Source organism: Micromonospora phaseoli, assembly GCF_900109115.1.
GTDB classification, from domain to species: domain Bacteria; phylum Actinomycetota; class Actinomycetes; order Mycobacteriales; family Micromonosporaceae; genus Micromonospora; species Micromonospora phaseoli.
In genome coordinates this window covers 738949-756483 of sequence record NZ_FNYV01000002.1, presented here as the reverse complement: position 1 = coordinate 756483, position 17535 = coordinate 738949, and the positions used below count along the sequence as shown (strand labels likewise).

General features: G+C 73.1%; 13 protein-coding genes and 2 pseudogenes. 9 read left to right on the top strand and 6 right to left on the bottom strand.

Annotated elements, in window-relative coordinates:
• Positions 1 to 37: 37 nt before the first annotated feature.
• The 3 genes from BMY89_RS08090 to BMY89_RS08080 are packed head-to-tail and all read right to left on the bottom strand — an operon-like array spanning position 38 to position 3056.
• On the bottom strand, positions 38 to 2131 hold the full coding sequence (locus BMY89_RS08090; protein WP_198413974.1) for a M48 family metalloprotease: 2094 nt from the start codon (positions 2129 to 2131) through the stop codon (positions 38 to 40).
• Positions 2128 to 2835 (bottom strand): RNA polymerase sigma factor, encoded by a 708-nt coding sequence (locus BMY89_RS08085; RefSeq protein WP_092377250.1) that lies wholly within the window; start codon positions 2833 to 2835, stop codon positions 2128 to 2130. Before BMY89_RS08085 ends, BMY89_RS08090 begins: the two co-directional genes overlap by 4 nt.
• Entirely contained in the window at positions 2832 to 3056 is a 225-nt protein-coding gene (locus BMY89_RS08080) for a hypothetical protein (protein WP_092377247.1), read from the bottom strand. Before BMY89_RS08080 ends, BMY89_RS08085 begins: the two co-directional genes overlap by 4 nt.
• Positions 3057 to 3302: 246 nt before the next feature.
• Here BMY89_RS08080 and BMY89_RS31450 point away from each other — a divergent pair.
• From BMY89_RS31450 to BMY89_RS08065, 4 genes and pseudogenes are all read left to right on the top strand, one after another.
• Positions 3303 to 3476, top strand: a pseudogene (locus BMY89_RS31450) (TetR/AcrR family transcriptional regulator); the annotation flags it as partial.
• Between the two features lie 33 nt (positions 3477 to 3509).
• Complete coding sequence (locus BMY89_RS08075) at positions 3510 to 3983, top strand: hypothetical protein (RefSeq protein WP_332455093.1); 474 nt, start codon at positions 3510 to 3512, stop codon at positions 3981 to 3983.
• Positions 3984 to 4139: 156 nt separating this feature from the next.
• Positions 4140 to 5057 (top strand): ABC transporter ATP-binding protein, encoded by a 918-nt coding sequence (locus BMY89_RS08070; protein WP_092377241.1) that lies wholly within the window; start codon positions 4140 to 4142, stop codon positions 5055 to 5057.
• Complete coding sequence (locus BMY89_RS08065; RefSeq protein WP_092377238.1) at positions 5054 to 6712, top strand: ABC transporter permease; 1659 nt, start codon at positions 5054 to 5056, stop codon at positions 6710 to 6712. Before BMY89_RS08070 ends, BMY89_RS08065 begins: the two co-directional genes overlap by 4 nt.
• 64 nt (positions 6713 to 6776) lie before the next feature.
• Here the strand turns inward: BMY89_RS08065 and BMY89_RS08060 are convergent.
• A pseudogene (locus tag BMY89_RS08060) lies at positions 6777 to 7275 on the bottom strand (beta-1,3-glucanase family protein); the annotation flags it as partial.
• Positions 7276 to 7443: 168 nt separating this feature from the next.
• On the opposite strand from BMY89_RS08060, the gene BMY89_RS08055 reads away from it, so the two are divergent.
• The 3 genes from BMY89_RS08055 to BMY89_RS08045 all read left to right on the top strand — a co-directional run bounded on the left by BMY89_RS08055 (position 7444) and on the right by BMY89_RS08045 (position 11367).
• Positions 7444 to 8820, top strand: a complete 1377-nt coding sequence (locus tag BMY89_RS08055) for a hypothetical protein (protein ID WP_092377608.1) — start codon at positions 7444 to 7446, stop codon at positions 8818 to 8820.
• 67 nt (positions 8821 to 8887) lie between these two features.
• Positions 8888 to 10120 (top strand): AAA family ATPase, encoded by a 1233-nt coding sequence (locus BMY89_RS08050; RefSeq protein WP_092377236.1) that lies wholly within the window; start codon positions 8888 to 8890, stop codon positions 10118 to 10120.
• Entirely contained in the window at positions 10117 to 11367 is a 1251-nt protein-coding gene (locus BMY89_RS08045) for a vWA domain-containing protein (protein ID WP_092377233.1), read from the top strand. The genes BMY89_RS08050 and BMY89_RS08045 overlap by 4 nt, the downstream gene beginning before the upstream one ends.
• Positions 11368 to 11385: 18 nt before the next feature.
• Here the strand turns inward: BMY89_RS08045 and BMY89_RS08040 are convergent, their stop codons facing one another.
• Positions 11386 to 14433, bottom strand: coding sequence for a tetratricopeptide repeat protein (locus BMY89_RS08040; RefSeq protein WP_092377230.1), 3048 nt, complete (start codon positions 14431 to 14433; stop codon positions 11386 to 11388).
• 202 nt (positions 14434 to 14635) lie between these two features.
• On the opposite strand from BMY89_RS08040, the gene BMY89_RS08035 reads away from it, so the two are divergent.
• A complete protein-coding gene (locus tag BMY89_RS08035; protein WP_092377228.1) occupies positions 14636 to 15439 on the top strand; it encodes a hypothetical protein in 804 nt (267 codons plus the stop codon).
• Between the two features lie 63 nt (positions 15440 to 15502).
• Here the strand turns inward: BMY89_RS08035 and BMY89_RS08030 are convergent, their stop codons facing one another.
• Positions 15503 to 16069 (bottom strand): nucleosidase, encoded by a 567-nt coding sequence (locus BMY89_RS08030; RefSeq protein WP_092377226.1) that lies wholly within the window; start codon positions 16067 to 16069, stop codon positions 15503 to 15505.
• Positions 16070 to 16177: 108 nt separating this feature from the next.
• On the opposite strand from BMY89_RS08030, the gene BMY89_RS08025 reads away from it, so the two are divergent.
• Positions 16178 to 17530 carry a PP2C family protein-serine/threonine phosphatase gene (locus BMY89_RS08025; RefSeq protein ID WP_198413973.1) on the top strand — a complete coding sequence of 451 codons (1353 nt, stop codon included), beginning with the start codon at positions 16178 to 16180 and terminating at the stop codon, positions 17528 to 17530.
• Positions 17531 to 17535: the final 5 nt, after the last annotated feature.

Sequence of the window (17535 nt, the reverse complement as noted above, 5' to 3'; positions counted from 1 at the left end):
GCGGTGGCGACGGGGATCGCACCGTGCGGTCCGGGGTTCACTTGCAGGACAGATCGACCACGCCGGGGCCCAGCCCGGCCGGCACCAGGAGGCGCTGGCCGGCATTGAGGGCGGTCCGCTTGCCCATGTCGTTGATCTCCTGCAGTTTCTTCACCGTGGTGTGGTGCTCACAGGCGATCTCGCTGAGGGTGTCGCCGCGCCTGACCACGACCGTGTCGTAGCGCAGGAGAATGGACGGCAGCACAAGCGAGGGGAGGGGCTGCGGCCAGGACGGGACGGGTGGCGCGTCGGTGGGCAGCAGCGGAGTCCACGCCGTCGGCCTGGGCGAGCTCGGCCAGTTGCCCGGAATGTTGGCGGCGGTCGGCGGGTAGCGCTCCGAGCCGTCCGACCCGATCAGCGCGATCCCCCATGCTCCACCGAGGACCACCAGCACCACCACCGTGAAATTGCGGACGGCACGCTGCCGTGCGACCTCCTCGGCGACGAAGTCCGGCAGTCCGGCGGCGATGTCCACGCCGGTGGTCCGCCCGGCCGGGGCCGACACGGTCCGCAGCAGCAGCGGCACCGGGGCTCGGACGTCCACCCCGCGGTCCGCCAGGTCCCGGCGGAGCGCGCGCACGGCCGAACCGTTGCGGGCGGCGGCGGCCACCAGCTCCTCCAGCTCCTGGCCGGTCTCCTCGCTCGCGACCAGGAGGTAGCCCTTGGTCCAGCTGAGCACCCACTGCGCCCGTCCGGCACCGGCCAGCGCCTGGCCGACCAGCGCGTACAGCGCCTCGGCGAGCTGCTGTTCGGGCTCGGGTGCGTCGGTCAGCCGGCGGGCCAGCTCGGCCTGCCTGCCCTGTTCCAGCAGATCGAGGACCGTGTCGAGGGTGGGTCGCGCGGACACCGAGGTGCCCCGCGCGGCCTCCAGCAGCAGGCTCGCGAGCTCGACCGCGAACGCCTCGGCGGCGGCGTCGGCCCAGGTGGCCTGCGGCAACCCGGTCGGCCGGCTCGTTGCCTGCGCGAACATCTTCCGCTGTACGCGCAGCACCGGCGCCCGGTCAGCCAGCAGCGGCCCCTCCTCGGCAGTGTCGGCGTCGCCTGCGGGCTGCGTCTCGATCATCTGCAGTCGGTGGGCCAGCGGTGGGTGGGAGTCCAGCCAGGAGCGGTTCGTCTCGACCGGGTGCGCCCGCAGGTCCGCCAGCCGTTCCCGGACCAACGGATCGTCCAGCATGACGGTGAACGTCCCGAACAGATCCTCCGGCACGAAGCCGAGCCGCTGCACCGGACGTACGAACATGTCGAGGTACCCGGTCCAGGCGTGCCCGAGCGCGTGGACCCTGCGTAGCGCCTCGGCCGTCACGGCCGGTCCGACCATGGCGGCCGCGCGGGCATCGGCCTCCAGCTCCTGGCGGCGGCGCACCGCGAGCGAGACCCACAAAAAGATCTTGGTGTACGCGCCGACCACCGCCTGGTAGAACCAGGCGTACCCGGTCATACCCTGCCCCGACTGCACTGTCATCCGCAGCCGGAAGAGCGCGGAGTGCAGCGATGCCGCGCCGCGGTAGGTGACCGCACCGAACCGGGTGTGCCGGCCGGCGTAGTGACCGAACTCGTGGCAGAGCACCGCCCGCAGTTCCGCCGGTGTCAGCTGGGTCAGCAACGGCACACCGAGGTACATGGTCCGCTCGCCGACGGCGAAGCCGAGCATCCGGGCTTCCTCCGACACCGCCGCGTTGACCTCGGGGGTGAGGTAGATGCGGGTCGGCGGCCGGGTGTCCAACTGGCCGGCCAACTCCTCGATCAGCCGCCACAGCGCGGGAGCCTCGCGGCGGGGCACGAGAACCGCGCCGGGTGGTGGCTCCTCCACCCGGCTGACCGACGCGACCCCGTAGAGCAGTGCGAAGACGGCCGAGATACTGCCACCGACCACGAGCGACCAGTTGCCGCCGCTGGTCGGCGAGGCGAACGCGGCCCAGAGGGCGAGCGCGACGAGCGCCGTGTTCACCGTGACGAGGATGAACGCCAACACGTACACCCCGGCGAGCAGCGCGACCGCGAGCACCCCCCGGAGCCAGGCCAGCAGCGCGCCTGCCGGACCTGGCTTCCAGGCGCGGCTGTGGTGCTCCGCCGGGCGGCCGCCGCCGCTCACCCGTCCTCCGCCAGTCGCTGGGCCAGAGCAGCGCGGGCCCGCTCCAGCGCCTGCGGATCGGCCTCGACGGCCGCCCGCAGCCATGCCTGCGTGTCGAGCAACACCCGGACCAGCTGGTCCTGGCCCGCACCGATCCGCTGCGCCTCGAACCGGCCCCGCCATACCGCGCTCATCCCGGCCACCAGCGGCGCTCGTCCGTTCACCTCGTCGGCCGCCATCCCCAGCGCCTCCCTCAGCGTCTGACGCGCCTTGGCCACGTTGGCGGCCACCCCGCCGCGGCTCATCCGCAACGTTGTTGCGATCTCCTGCTGCGACCGGCCTTCCAGGCAGAACAGCACCAGCGTGATTCGCTGGCGGGGCGGCAGCGTGGCGAGCAGGCGGAGCACCTCGCGCGCCTCCGCGGTCTGCTCCGGGCCCGCCTGCACCGGTACGGGCAGGTGGAGCAGCCGCTGCTGGCCGGCCTTGCGCTTGCGGTACGCCTTCCACAGGCGCTGGACCATGACCCGGCGAGTCCACGCCTCGGGCGTGTCGTAGGCGGCGATCCGGTCCCACACCCGGTACGCCTCGACGAACGCCTCCTGCGTCGCGTCCTCGGCGTCCGCCCGGTCGCCGCACAACATGATCGCTTGCGCCAAAGTGGAGGAGTAGGTACATGCGAAGAACGTCGTGAAGTCGCGCTGCCGCCCGACCGGCTCGGCGTTCATCGGCCGACCTCCGATGCCGGTAGGACTGGCGCCCTTCGCACGATCACCGCTCCGTCCGGCCCGGTGGTCTCCACCACCCCGCCCGGTCCGGCCACCCACAGCAGGACGGCCATGTTCTCCGCCCGTGCGCGGGCCCTCGCCGGCCAGGTGTAGAGCGACACCAGCGAGTAGGCCAGCCGGGCACCCACCACCACAATCACCAATACGACAGTGTCCACCATGTACCGCGTCCTTTCTCCGCCTACCGACATCGACACCCGAATACAGCCAGCCGGGCCCGGAAGGTTTACTCGGACGGCCCGATCCCGTACGGGGTCCGCAGGTCGACGCGTCCGGGCAGGTCGGAACCCTCGCGGTCGCTGATGGTGAGCGAAGTCACGTTCCCGTTGCCGGCCGACCCCGCAGGTCGGGGCGGACGGGCCTTGCCGAGCGGTTGAACGAGTGTTTAATCTGGTGTCGTGACGTCGATGGGCGTGGGATCGGGGAGCGGTGGCGAGTTCGCCACCGCCGACCGGATCCGCGACGCTGCCATCCGGCGGTTCGCCCGCGACGGCTTCCGCGCCGGGCTGCGCACCGTCGCCGCCGACGCCGGGGTGACCGCCGGTCTGGTCATCCACCACTTCGGCTCGAAGGCCGGGCTGCGTCGCGCCTGCGACGAGCGCGTGCTGGAGATCATGCGCCAGGAGAAGACCAAGGCGCTGACCGACGGCACGGCGGCGATGCTGCTGGCCCAGATGGCCGGGGTCGAGCAGTACGCGCCGATGGTGCAGTACCTGCTGCGCAGCATGCAGGCCGGCGGGGAGCTGGCGCTCAAGCTGGTCGAGCACATGATCACCGACGCTGAGGCGTACCTGTCCGCGGGGGAGGCCGCCGGGGTGGTCCGGCCCAGCCGCAACCGCCCGGCCCGCACCCGTTACCTGGCCTACCAGGCCACCGGCAGCATGCTGCTCTGGTTCACCCTGCACGGCGCGGACGTGCCCGCTGAGGAGTTCGCCGCCCTGTTCCGCCGGTACGTCGAGGAACTCGCGCTGCCCGCGCTGGAGCTGTTCACCGAGGGGCTGCTCGTCGACCGGTCGATGCTCGACGAATACCTGATGTACGTACCGGATCCGCCGCCGGCCGGCGACCCGGACCGCACTGCGGGCTAGCCACCACGCTCCCGCGTGGCCTCTTCATCCAGGAACACGCGAACCACACCGCGAATCACGTGAACGGCGAAGCATGCGGACCTCCTGCGTACCCGCCGCGATCGACCACACCGGACCCCAGGCTGCCCTGGGCTTCCTCGAACGAGGTCAACGACCATGACTGCTGCCATCGACATCCAACACATCGACAAGTCCTTCGGGCGGGTCAAGGCGCTGGACGGTCTCGACCTGCGGGTCGAGACCGGCACCGTGCACGGCTTCCTCGGCCCCAACGGCGCCGGCAAGTCGACCACCATCCGGATCCTGCTCGGGCTGCTGCGCGCCGACGCCGGTCAGGCCCGGATGCTCGGCGGCGACCCCTGGGCCGACGCGGTGACCCTGCACCGCCGACTCGCCTACGTGCCCGGCGACGTCGAACTGTGGCCCAACCTCACCGGCGGGGAGGCGATCGACCTGTTCGCCCGGCTGCGTGGCGGCACCGACCCGGTCCGCCGCGACGAGCTTTGCCAGCGTTTCGACCTGGACCCGAGCAAGAAGGGCCGCACCTACTCCAAGGGCAACCGGCAGAAGGTGGCCCTGATCGCGGCCCTGGCCAGCGACGTGGAGCTGCTCCTGCTCGACGAGCCCACGGCCGGGCTGGACCCGCTGATGGAGGCGGTGTTCCAGGAGTGCATCCGCCAGGCCAAGGACGCCGGGCGGACCGTCCTGCTCTCCAGCCACATCCTCGCCCAGGTCGAGGTGCTCGCCGACCAGATCTCGATCATTCGGCAGGGGCAGATCGTGGAGACCGGCTCGCTGACCGAGCTGCGTCACCTCACCCGTACCTCGGTGGACGCCGTGACCGACCGACCGGCCGACAATCTCGCCGGCCTGGCCGGCGTGCACGGGCTGCACACGCAGGACGGCCACGTCCGCTTCGAGGTCGACGGCGACCAGCTCGCGGCCGTGGTCCGCGAGCTGGGTGAACTCGGGGTGCAGGGGCTGACCGTCCGGCCGCCGACGCTGGAGCAGTTGCTACTGCGCCACTACGGCGACCAGCGCGTCCGCGACGGTGCTGCGCAGGTGCGGTCATGACCACCGCGACCGCCAGCCGCTCGGTGCCCGCCCTGGCCCGCCGGGCGAGCGCCGTCACCGGCACCGGCACCCTGCTGCGGTTCATGCTGCGCCGCGACCGGATCCGCTTCCCGGCGTGGACGCTCGGCCTGACCCTGCTGATGACGTACTTCGCCACCGCGCTGGACACCATCGTGCAGAGCCCGGCCGACCTGGCGGGGATGACCGCCTTCACCGGCAGCCCCGCCGGCGCACTCTTCGGTGGGCGCGGTTTCGGGTTCGACGAGCTGACCCTCGAACGTTTCCTCGCCGGCCAGTACGGCCTCTATGTGGCGGTCGGAGCCGCCCTGATGGGCCTGCTCACCGTGGTGCGGCACACCCGGGCCGAGGAGCGCTCCGGCCGGGCCGAGCTGGTCCGCGCCAACGTGGTCGGCCGGTACGCCCAGCTCACCGCCGCGCTGGCCCTCGCCGCCACGATGGCGCTGCTGGTCGCGCTGCTGATCGGCGGGCTGCTGATCAGCCGGGGGTACGACCCGGGCGGATCGCTGCTGTTCGGCGCCTCCGTCGGCGCGGTGGCGCTCGCCTTCGCGGGTGTCGCCGCGGTCACCGCCCAACTGTCGGAGTACCCACGGGCCGCCTCCGGCATGGCCGGCGCCGCGCTGGGCGCCGCGTTCGTGCTGCGCGGACTGGGCGACATGGCGGCGGTGCAGGGCAGCGGCCCGTCCTGGCTGTCCTGGTTGTCCCCGATCGGCTGGTCCCAGCAGACCGCGCCGTACGTCCATGATCGTTGGTGGCCACTGGCCGTCTCGCTGGCGTTCACGGCGGCCGCCACCGCGATCGGCTTCGCGCTGTCGGCGCGCCGGGACTTCGGCGCCGGCCTGGTGCCGCCGCGCCCGGGCTCGCCGCGGGCCGCGGCCTGGCTGGCCAGCCCGTTCGCGCTGGCATTCCGGCTGCACCGGGCCAGCCTGATCGGCTGGAGCGCCTCGCTGCTGGTCGCCGGCCTGGCCTACGGCTCGTTCACCCAGCCGATGCTCGACGGTTTCGAGAACGCACCCGAGGACCTGGTGGCCATCATTGGCGGTGCGGACAATCTGCTGGCCGGATTCCTCGGCATGTTGGGCCTGACGATGGCGCTCACCGTCGGGGTCTACGCGGTGCTGGCGGTGCAGAGCCTGCGCGCCGAGGAGGCCGAGGGACGGGCCGAGTCGGTTCTCGCCACCGCGGTGAGCCGCCGGGCCTGGCTCGGCAGCCACGTGGCGGTGGCGGCGCTCGGCGTACCGTGGCTGCTGCTCGTCGCCGGCCTGGGCATGGGGATCGGAGCGGCGGTGAGCACCGGCGACGCGGGGCTCCTCGGTGACCTGGTGCTCGGCCACCTCGCGCACACCCCGGCGGTCTGGCTGGTCCTCGCCGCAGCCGCCCTGCTGTACGCGGCGGCCCCGAGGGCGTTGCCGGTGGTCTGGGTGGTGCTCGGCTACGGGCTGATCGCCGGGTACTTCGCCCCGATCCTCGAGATTCCGGAGGGCGCGCTGCGGCTGTCGCCGTTCGAGCACGTCGGGGAGTACCCCCTGGAGGAGGTCAGCGTGGTCGCGGTCGTGGTGCTGGCCGTGCTGGCCGGCGGGTTGGTCCAGGCCGCCGTGACCGTGTTCCGTCGACGCGATCTGGCTGGCGGCGCCTGACGCGTCGGACCCGTCGGTGTGTCGGTTCGGCACACCGGCGGGCGGATCGGCGGGGCCTGCGCGGTCAGAACGGGCTGAGGATCAGACCGGCCGCACGAGGGTCGCCGTCGTGCACCAGCGACTCGAAGGCCCCGACGTCGTCGAAGGCGAACGCGTACGCCTTGCCGTCGCGCATGTTGGCGTGGATGATCCGGGCGTAGTGGGTGGTCGGGTTGCTCCGGTAGAACTCGGCCGTGTTGGTGCTGGGCTGGGTGTGGATGGTGCCGAGGGTGCCCCGGTTGAGCGCCGCGCACAGGGTCCGGGTCGGGCCGGTCGCCGAACGGCGCCACGGTGAGTGTCCGGGTGGTGTACGCGTTCCACGCCGAGGCGATGTACGGGTCCAGGTAGATGGGGCTGAACAGGCCGGCGCCGGCCGCCTTGCCCGGTGCCAGCACCCGCAGCACGGTGCCGTCGACGCGGGTGTGGACGGTGCTCGCCCAACCGGACTGGGCGCGGATGCCGTTGATGATGGCGTTGCGGCCGTTGGCCACCACGTCGCCGGTCCGGTTGGTGACGCCGTTGGCCGGTAACCTGGTCTGTCAATAGATGCATGGCGATATCGGGAGGTCGGGGGGTTCGCGGTGTCGCCGCCGGCCCGAAGGGTGTGGCGAAGTCCACGGCGAGGCGTTAGGCTCCGGCGCGATGAACCTCTCTCTCAGATTGGGGGTCCCGTTCGTGCATGGTGAGTGCTGATGCGCTCCCCGGCCGCGAACGCGGAATCCCGCCTCTCCCTCTGGCGGCAGGTACGCGAGTACGCCGTGCCGCCCTCCATGATCAAGGACGCGACGGCTCGTCGCCGTACCGGTGACTGGGCCGGGGCGTGCGCCGCTGCCCGCGTCGACGTCGACCTGAACCTGCGCGCCGTGGCCCGTCAGCATGGCCGGCAGCTGGCCGCCGTCCTCCGAACCGATCTCCGACACCTCGCACCCGACCTGCTGCGCTGGCACCTGCCGCGAGTCGCTCCGGACGGGCTGCTGCGGCCGGCACTGACCGTCTCGCTGGCCCGGTACCCGGTATCCGAACGCGACGGCGCCGAGCCGGTGCACCTCGTGGCCCGGACGCCACCGGCCTGGGCAGACGCGGGCCAACGATTCAGCCTGGCGCTGTGGACCGGAGGCCGGGACGACAACCACAGCCCGCATCCGCACTCCCGCCCAGATCGTCGGTTCCGTCTCGACCTGCACCGACACCTCTGGGACGTGCGCCGGGCCGACGAGTTGGCCAGCCGGTCAGGTGTGCAGCCAGTACCCACCGCGGACAGTCCCGCCCCGTGCTGGGCCGACCTGCGGGCCCGCGGATACGCCGTGCGCCAGTGGGCGGCCGAGGCTGACCTGCTGCTCCGGGCCGAGGGCCTGACCAGCGGTTCGGTCATGGTGCGGCTGGGGGCACGACGTCGACTCGTGCTGGACGTCGCACCGGCCGCCGCCAACCGCTCGCCGAGCATCCGGACGGCCCGGACCGGCCGGGCGGCTCCCGCGACGCTGCCGGTGCTGCCGGACGCCGCGACCTGGATACCGCCCGATCTCGAACTGCTGCGCCGGGGACTGATCGACGTCGACCAACTCCACCCGCTGGTGGCATCGGCGCTCGTGCCCGGTATCCAGCCGACCGGATCACCTGCGGACCCGGTGGTCGCGCAGCCGATGGTGGCCTGCGGGGGCGGCTGGCACCGGATCGGCCTGGTGGACGGGGTACTCACCCCCCTGGATCACGACCGGGCCGAGATCCACCGGGAGGAGCTGCTGGCCGCCCTGACCGGTACCCCGCTGGCCTGCCTCCGGGCGATCGACGAGGCGCACCGCAACCCGGCCTGCCTTCCCGACGTCCGGGCCCGGCTGGACCACGGGGACATCACCGGTGCGCTGGCCGCCGTCGGGGCCCTGCTCGGACCCGACGCGTTGCTGCGGGACGGAAACCTGCGGCAGGAGTTGGAGAACGCCGCGCAGCGGCGACTCGCGTACGGAATGTTCCGGGCCGGGCTGACCGGACACGCACCTCCCCCCTCCGTCCGGGACTGGACAGCCAAGCGCGACTGTCGCTCCCACCCGCGCCACACCACTCTCCGCTGACCAGCGGAGACCTCTTCCTCACGGCCGGCCTGAGGTCGGCCCCGTCGCGACCACAAGGTGATCCCACATGCGTGCCACCCGTACCTCGACCGACCCGACCCGGCAGTTGGACGTCGCCGCCGACCTGCTCGCGCTGCTCGCCGACACGACCACCGAGCCCCGTTTCGACCCGCAGTTGGAGGCACTGACCCTGGCCGTCGCCGCCGACCTGCCGGTGCTGCTTTGGGGTGAACCGGGAATCGGCAAGACCGCCGCGCTCACGCAGCTCGCCACCACCCTGGACCTGCCACTCACGACGGTGATCGCCAGCGTCCACGAGCCCTCCGACTTCTCCGGACTGCCGGTCGTCGGTGACGATCCGGCGACCCAGGGTGTCCCGATGGCACCACCGGACTGGGCGGTTCGCCTGGTCGACGCCGGCCGTGGCCTGCTGTTCCTGGACGAGCTGTCGACCGCCCCACCCGCCGTGCAGGCGGCCCTGCTCCGCCTCGTGCTGGAACGGCGGATCGGCAGCCTGTGCCTGCCGGCCGAGGTGCGGATCGTGGCCGCCGCCAATCCGCGATCCTCGGCGGCCGACGGCTGGGAACTCAGCCCGCCGCTGGCCAACCGCTTCGTGCACCTCCGGTGGACCCACGACCACGAGGTCGTCGTACGTGGCATGGCCGGCACCTGGCCGCAGGCGACACTGCCCCGGCTCGACCCGCACCAACTGCCGCAGGCGGTCACCTTCGCCCGCCGCGCGGTGTGCGGACTCCTCTCGGCCCGCCCGACGCTCGTGCACCGGCTGCCCACCGGCGAGGCCGATCGGGGCGGCCCGTGGCCGTCGCCGCGCAGCTGGGAGATGACCCTGCGCCTGATCGCCTTCGCCACCGCCGCCGACACCTCCAGAGAGGTCCTGTCGATGCTGGTACGGGGCACCGTGGGGGACGGGCCGGGGCTGGAGCTGCTGGCCAGCCTGGACCGGATGGACCTGCCGGACCCGGAGGTGCTGCTGGCCGATCCGACCGCCGCGGTGCTGCCCGAGCGGGGTGACCTGCGCCAGATCGTGCTGGACGGCGTGGTGGAGGCGGTACGCCGGCGGCCGGAACGGTCGCGCTGGGATGCGGCCTGGGCGTTGCTGGTCCGGGCGCTGGAGACGGGTGCCCCGGACGTGGTGGTCGTCCCCGCGTCCACCCTGGCCGGGCTGCGCCGGGACGACTGGGACGTGCCCGCGTCGATCGAGCGACTCGCCGGGGTGGTCTCCCTGTCGCGTCGGGCGGACCAGGTGGCAGCCCGGATCGCGGCCGGTGCCCGCCGATGAGCGCCGAGCTCACCCGGACGCTGGACCGGGACAAGCTCTTCACCGCCCGGCTGCACGCCGCCCGGGTCCGGCCCTACCTGGCTACGGCGCTGTTCGCCCTGCACGTGGTCGAGTCCCGGCGGGTGCCGACCATGGCGGTGGACCGGCACTGGCGGTGCTACGTCTCGCCGATGTTCGTGGACCGGACCCCGGTGGAGGAGCTCGCCGGGGTGTGGGTGCACGAGGTCACGCACCTGCTCCGGGACCACCACGGGCGGGGTGACCGGGTGGCCAGGGAACGCGGCCTGACCGGGCCGGGGGAGCGGCTGCGGATGAACATCGCGGCGGACTGCGAGATCAACGACGACATCTTCGGCGACGGGCTGGCCCGTCCCGACGGCGCCGTCGACCCCGGCAGCCTGCAACTGCCCGAGGGGCAGCTGATGGAGGACTACCTGCGGCAGTTCCGGCTCGGGCCGCGTACCCAGCACCTGGCCTGGCTGGACTGTGGCAGCGGCGCCGACGGATTGGAGCGGGGGTGGGACCTCGGGCCGGACGGAGCGGACGGGCTCAGCGCGCAGGAACGCGACGCGGTGCGGTTCCGGGTGGCCGAGGGCATCAACGGCCGCCCGGGAAGCGTGCCCCAGGGCTGGCGGCGGTGGGCGGAGCAGGCGTTCCATCCCCCGCAACCGTGGCGGGAGCTGCTGGGCGCGGCCGTCCGCTCGGCGGTCTCCGCGTCCGGCGTGGGCGAGGACTACACCTACGGCCGACCGTCGCGGCGCGCCGCCGGCCTGCCCGGCGTGGTCCTGCCGGCGCTGCGACGCCGACCGCCACAGGTCTGCGTCATCGTCGACACCTCCGGCTCGGTCAGCGATGCCGAACTGGGCAGCGCGCTGCTCGAGGTCGCCGCCATCTCCCGGGCCGTGGGCGGTCGGCGTGACCTGGTGACCGTGCTGCCCTGCGACGCGGCGGCCCGGGTCGTCCGTCCGCTGTGCCGGGCCGAGGACATCCCGCTGGTCGGCGGGGGCGGCACCGACCTGCGCGCCGGTTTTGCCCGTGCGTTGCGGAGCCGACGCTGCCCGGACGTCATCGTCGCGCTGACCGACGGGCAGACGCCGTGGCCGACCTCGCGACCACCCTGCCGCACGGTGGTGGGGCTGTTTCCCCGCGAGTCCCGGTGTCACGAGGACGATCCCGACTACCTGCCGGACTCGCCACCCGACTGGGTGCGGGTGGTGACCATCGGATCCACCCCCGCCGCCCGGTGACGCCGATGCTGCGGATGATCAGCTCGGCGGCGCCTCGGGCAGCTCGTCGCGGGCGCGGGCCCGTACCCCGATCGCGCGCATCGCCTCCGCGTAGCGCCGGTACGCCTGTGCGGCCTCGCCGTGCCGGCCCGCCGCCACCAGCGTCCTGATGAACTCGCCGTGCACCCCCTCGTCGTAGGGCTCCAGCTCCAGGGCGCGGCCGAGCAGGCGGACCGTCTCGTCGATGTCGTGCCGGCCACGCGCCAGCTCACGCACCACCCGCAGGTAGACCCGACGCGCCTCGACGCGCGTCGACGCAGCCCAGTCGTCGTACGGCTCGTCCTCCAGGAACTCGCCCCGGTAGCGCCGCTCGGCGAGCAGCAGTGCCGCCCGCCCCTGGGCGGTCTCGCCCTGCGCGGTCAGGTGCAGGCCGTGCGCCGCCTCGGTCAGGAACTCCTCGATGTCGAGTTCCACGTGACCGAGGTCGAGGGCCAGGCTCGCGTGCGCAGCGACGACGAAGTGGTCCGTCGGCGCGCGCCGCTCGGGATCGAGCACGGCGCGGAGGGTGGACAGCGCCACGGAGAGCCGGTGACCGACCCGACCCGGGTCCTGGTCGGGCCAGAGCAGCTCGCCGAGTTGTTCCCGGGAGATCGCCCGACCACGCCGGGCCGCGAGGATCCGGAGCAGGTCCCGTGCCTTGCGCGACTGCCACGCCGTGGCCGGCACGGGCGTGCCGTCCAGGTACAGCTCGAACCGGCCGAGGGTGCGGATGCGCGCCCGTGGGCCGGCGGGCCGCGGGCCGGGCGGCGGTACCCCGAGCGCCGCCAGCCGGTCGGCGGCCAGGTGGGCCCCGAGGCGCTCCGACGGGTCCGCCCCAGGCAGCCGACCGAGCAGCACCGCGACCCGATCCGCCGCCACCCGCGCGCCGATGTCCCGCAGGATCGCCGCCCCCTCCCGCCAGGCGCGGCGGGTGGCGGCCAGGTCGGTGGCGGCGGCCCCGCGAAGCTCCAGCGCCTCGGCCAGCGCCGCGCGGTCGCGGTGCCGGCGGGCGGCGTCCGAGGCGGTCACCGCCACCTCGGCCGCCCGGGCCCGGTCACCGGTCTCCAGCGCCACCCAGCCGAGCGCGAGCCGGGCGGTGGCGGAGTCCGGCCCGCGTTCCAGATCGACGGCCCGCTGGGCCAGGGCGATCGCCGCGCCGGCGTCCTCGGCGACCAGCACCCGGGCCAGACCGGCGAGGGCGGGCAGCTGAACCTGCTGGTCGTTGAAGGGCTCGCTGGCCCGCAGCGCCTCCTCGAACGCCGCCCGGGCCAGGCTGGCGCGACCCCGCAACGCGTGGATCTCCCCCAGACCCACCAGGGCGTACGCCACCTTGTGCGAGCCCATCCGTTGCAGGATCGGCACGGCCCGTTCGTAGCACGCCGTCGCCTCGGCCAGCTGACCGAGATGGAAGTAGGCTGTGCCCTCGTTGCAGAGCGCCAGCGCGAGCATCGCGGCGTTGCCGCTGGCGTCGGCCAACTCCACCGCGGGCCGTAGCTGGGCCAGCGCCTCGGCGTACCGGCCCTCACCCACCAGCGCGGAGGCACGGTTGGCTCGGATGCGGGTGACCTGCACGGTGTCGCGGGCCGCCTCGGCGGCCCGCAGCGCCTTCTCGTGATGCTCGTCGGCGGCCGGTCGGTCGCCGCGCAGCTTGGCCTCCAGCGCCAACGCCGCGTGCGCGGCGGCGAGCGCGTCGTCGCCGCCGACCGCGACCGCCGCCGCCAATGCCCCGTGCGCGTGGTCCCGGCACGCGGTGGCGTCCCCGGTCGTCCAGTACGCCGCCGCGGCCCACGCCAGCAGGCGCACGTTGTCGGTGGACGGCTGCGCGTCGAGCCGCCCGCGTCGGAAGACGTCGAGGGCGGCCCGAGGATCGCCGCGCAGATAGTGCACGAGTCCGTACCGCCAGGCGAGTCCGGCCGCGAGGTGCTCCCGGTCCTCGGCCAGCGTGCCGTACCCGGCGATCGCGGCGTCGAAGTCTCCCCGGATCTGCAGGGCTTCGCCGCGCAGCATCCGCAGGTCGGCCGTGAGTGCCTGCTCCGGCAGCGACCGGCAGGCCTCGACGATGGTCTCGGCGCCGCCCGAGGCGAGCAGGGCGGTGCCGTGCTCGGCGAGCAGGCCCGCCGTGGCCTGGCCGGCACCGGATCGCCCGAACGACCGCAGGGCCGGCATCAGTAGGCCGTGCCCGGCGTACCACGTCGCCGCCCGCGAATGCAGGCGTCGCGTCTGGGGCGCGCCCATCGGCAGACACCGGCGGACGACGTCGGCGACGACCGGCACCAGTCGGTACTGCGGGCCACCCGCCGTCAGCGGGCCGAGAACACCGGCGCGCACCAGCTGGGTCAGGAGCTGACCGGCCCGCCGGTGCCCGAGGAGTTGGCACAGGTCGGTGTGGACCGGGTCGAGGTGCGCCGCGTCCCGCAGCAGCTGGCGCGCCTGCGACGGCAGCTCCGCCAGGACTTCGCGCATCAGATAGGACTCCAGCGGCGTTCCGGGGCCGGCCAGGTCCTCACCGTCCGCGCCGCTGGCGCTGGCCGTCTTCGCGGCCAGCGTGACCAGCGCCGGCCAGCCGGCGGTCGCGGTGTGGATCCGGGTCGCGAGGGTCGGGTCGGTCAGGCCGTGATCGGTGGCCAGCAGGGCCGACACCTGTTCGGGCGAGAGTGTCAGCTCGGCCGGCCCGATCTCGGTCAGCAGCCCCGCCGGTATCCGGTGCGTTGCCGGCGGGTACCGGGTCAGCAGCACGATCCGCAGCCGCTGTGCAAGCAGCTCCACGGCGTCCAGCAGCGTCCGCAGCTGCCGGTGGGACAGCCGTGGCACGTCGTCCAGGACCAGCCAGGCCGGTTCGTCTCCGGCCGGGTCGACGGCGCACCGGGCGCCCAGGACGGCGAGCCGCTCCGGAGCGGAGGTGGCCAGGGGAATGGCTTCCGCGCCGTCGCACCAGCGCACCGGACGGTCCACCAACCAGCCGCGTACGGCGCTGGTCTTGCCGTAGCCGGCTGCGGCGACCACGAGGGTGCACCGTCGGTTCAGCAGCCGGTCCTCCGTCACGCTCATTCGACGCCTTCCGGTGGAAGCTGGTCCACCTCCATTTGGCGCCCTGCCGGCCACGGTGCGTACGCCAACGTCGCCGTTGCGACACCTGGGACCGGCGGAATTGATGCCACTTTGACGGCGCTCTGACCCCGGCCGCCCACGATGGCCAGGGTCAGCGGGTCCGTGCGGCCCGCGTACCGATCGATCGGGATGAGGAGCTGCCATGACAAGACTGCTGTCCGGACGCGCCCTGCTCGCCGCGCTGGTCGTCGCGCCGACGCTGGCCGCGGTGACCGCCGCGCCGGCCTCGGCCGCGCCGGCGGACGCCGCGGGTGATTCGACGCCGGGGGTGTACAGCGACGAGCCGGTGGACCGGGAGATCGAGCTGGCGCGACTCGGCTACCGCAACGGCGTACGGGTGGTGTTCTCCCGCGACGAGGAATCCGGTGACTGGGGTCTGCGGCAGGACGGGCAGATCGACCGGAACGCGCCGCTGGTGAACGACGACGACCGCACCATGCTGGAGGCGTACCTGCGCATCACGCCGAAGGACGTGCCGGTCCCACGGGAGCTGCTGTCGGAGCCTCCGGCCGGCACGCCGACCCCGCCGGAGTTGGCCGGCCGGACCATCGCACCATCCCCGGTGGTCGCGGAGAACCTCGCCGTGCCGTCGGGCGGTGCGGCCACCGCGGCGGTGTCGACCTGCTGGGACCTGTACTGGAACTGGCACCACTGGCTGGAGCTACCCGGTCACCCCAACCCGGGCTCGGTGTTCCACCCGGCGAAGACCTACTACTCGTCCAGCTTCGGCGGGATGGCCCGGTACTCGCACAGCTACCTGGCCAACTGCGGCGGGTACGCCCGCCACCGTATCTACTACAAGTCGTTCGGCTCGTACAAGAAGCACCACGACTACGAGGTGCCGGACTGGCACTGGCAGGCGGTGAAGAAGGGCTCGGTGCACCGCTACCGCAAGGTGCACTACGACGCCACGTCGGGCGATACCCGCAACGGCAAGTACAGCTGACAGCGCCGGCCGGGCCGCCTCGTCCACCGGGCCGGGGCGGCCCGTCCAGCTGTACCCGGAACCTCAGAGCTGGTCCCGCACCCATCCGGCGAGCAGCCGGGCACAGGCGTCGACCGACTCCTTCCAGGTGCGCTCCGCCCCGGCGCCGGCCTCGTCGCTGACCTGCTTGATCAGACGCACCGGCACGCCGAACCGCCGTGCCGTCGAGGCCACCGCATAGCCCTCCATGTCCACCAACTGGGCTCGCTGGGCCAGCGCGGCGCGTACGTCGTCGTCGGCGATGAACTGGTCGCCGGTGGCCAATGTCGGGCCGTCGCCCAGGGCCAGCGGCGCGCCGACGGTCTGGCCGGTGAGCCTGCGGATGAACTCCGTGTCCAGGTCGTGCTGTAGGACACTGCCCACCTCGTGGATGCCGGCCCAGCCGGGGTGCAGCGCACCAGCGGTGCCGAGGTTGATCACCGCTGACGGCAGCGGGGAGTGGGCCAGCGTCACCGCGACTGCGGCCGCGGCGTTTACCTTTCCCATGCCGGTGAGCAGCACCGGAAGATCGGGATCGAGGTAGGCGGCCTCCTCCGCGATAGCCAGGACGAGGAGCGGACGGTCCGGGCTGATCGTTCCTCGAAGATCCATCGGGCGATGGTAGCCGCCGCCGTGGCGACCCTGCGCACAGTGCGGGGGCTCGAATTTGCTTGGCGACAAATACTGTGGTCAGAATGGCCACATGGCGGTCGAGGCGAGGTGAGGCCGCCACCAGAACCTGTCGGTAGCCGCCCGGCCACCGGCGGCATCCGGCCCGCGGACGACGGCGCGGCCCTGCCTGCGACGGTCTTCGACCCGGTCCGGCTGGCCGCGGTGCGCCGCACCGGGCTGCTGGACACCGGCCCGGAAGAGCCCTTCGACCGGTTGTCCCGGCTCGCGGCCACGATGCTGGGCACCCCGTTCGCCTTCGTCACGATCGTGGACGACACCCGCTCGTTCTGGAAGAGCTGCATCGGCGTCGACAGCGCCGATCCCGCCGACCGACAGAACACGGTCGAGCAGTCGTTCTGTCAGTACGTCATCGGGACCGACGCCGAGCTGATCGTCACCGACGCTCGCGTCGACGCCCGCACCCGCGGCAATCCCTCCATCGAGTTGATGGGCGTCGTGGCCTGGGCCGGCTTCCCGGTACGGTCGCCCGCCGGTCAGGTGCTCGGCACGTTCTGCGCCGTCGACACGGTTCCCCGGCAGTGGAGCCAGCAGGACATCGAGGTGCTGCGTACCCTCTCGCACGCGGCCTCCGGTGAGATCGCGCTGCGGGACGCCCTGCACGAGGCGCAGGCGGCGGCGCAGCGCGCCGAGCTGGTCGCGGTGCAGGCGTCGAATCTGGCCCTGACGCTGCAGGAGAGCCTGCTGCCACCCCGGCTCCCGCAGATCCCCGGCGTCCAGGTCGCCGCGCGCTACCGCCGTGGGGCGGGCGGGGAGGACGTCCTCGGCGACTTCTACGACGTCTTCCCCTCCACCGGCAGAAGTTGGGCAGCCGTCGTCGGCGACGTCTCCGGCAAGGGCCCGAAGGCCGCCAAGACCACCGCTCTGGCCCGCTACACCCTGCGCGCCGCCGCGGTGCTCAGCTCCGTCGCCAGTCAGAACCTGGCTACCCTGAACACCGCCCTGCGCGAGTGGTACACCGATGACAGCCAGTACCTCACTGCCGTCTACGCCACGATCCGGGTCAACGGCGCCGGCGCCAGTGTCCAGGTCAGCTGCGGCGGTCACGATCCGGCACTGGTCCGCCGGGCCGAGGGTACGGTCGAGCCGGTCGGCCGGCACGGGCTCATCCTCGGCTGGCTGCCCGAGCCGACTCTGCACGACCAACGCGTGCAGCTGCGTCCGGGTGACAGCCTGCTGCTCTACACCGATGGGGTGACCGAGGCCCGTCGCCCCGGAGACGGTGCCATGTTCGGCATCGAACGCCTCCACCGGGTACTCGCCGACGCGGACGCCGAGTCCGCCGACCACCTCGCGGCGGCCATCGAGCATGCCGTGTTCGAGTTCAGCGGCCAGCGGAGCACCGACGACACGGCCATCCTCGCCCTGCGCGTCGCCACCTAGCCGTC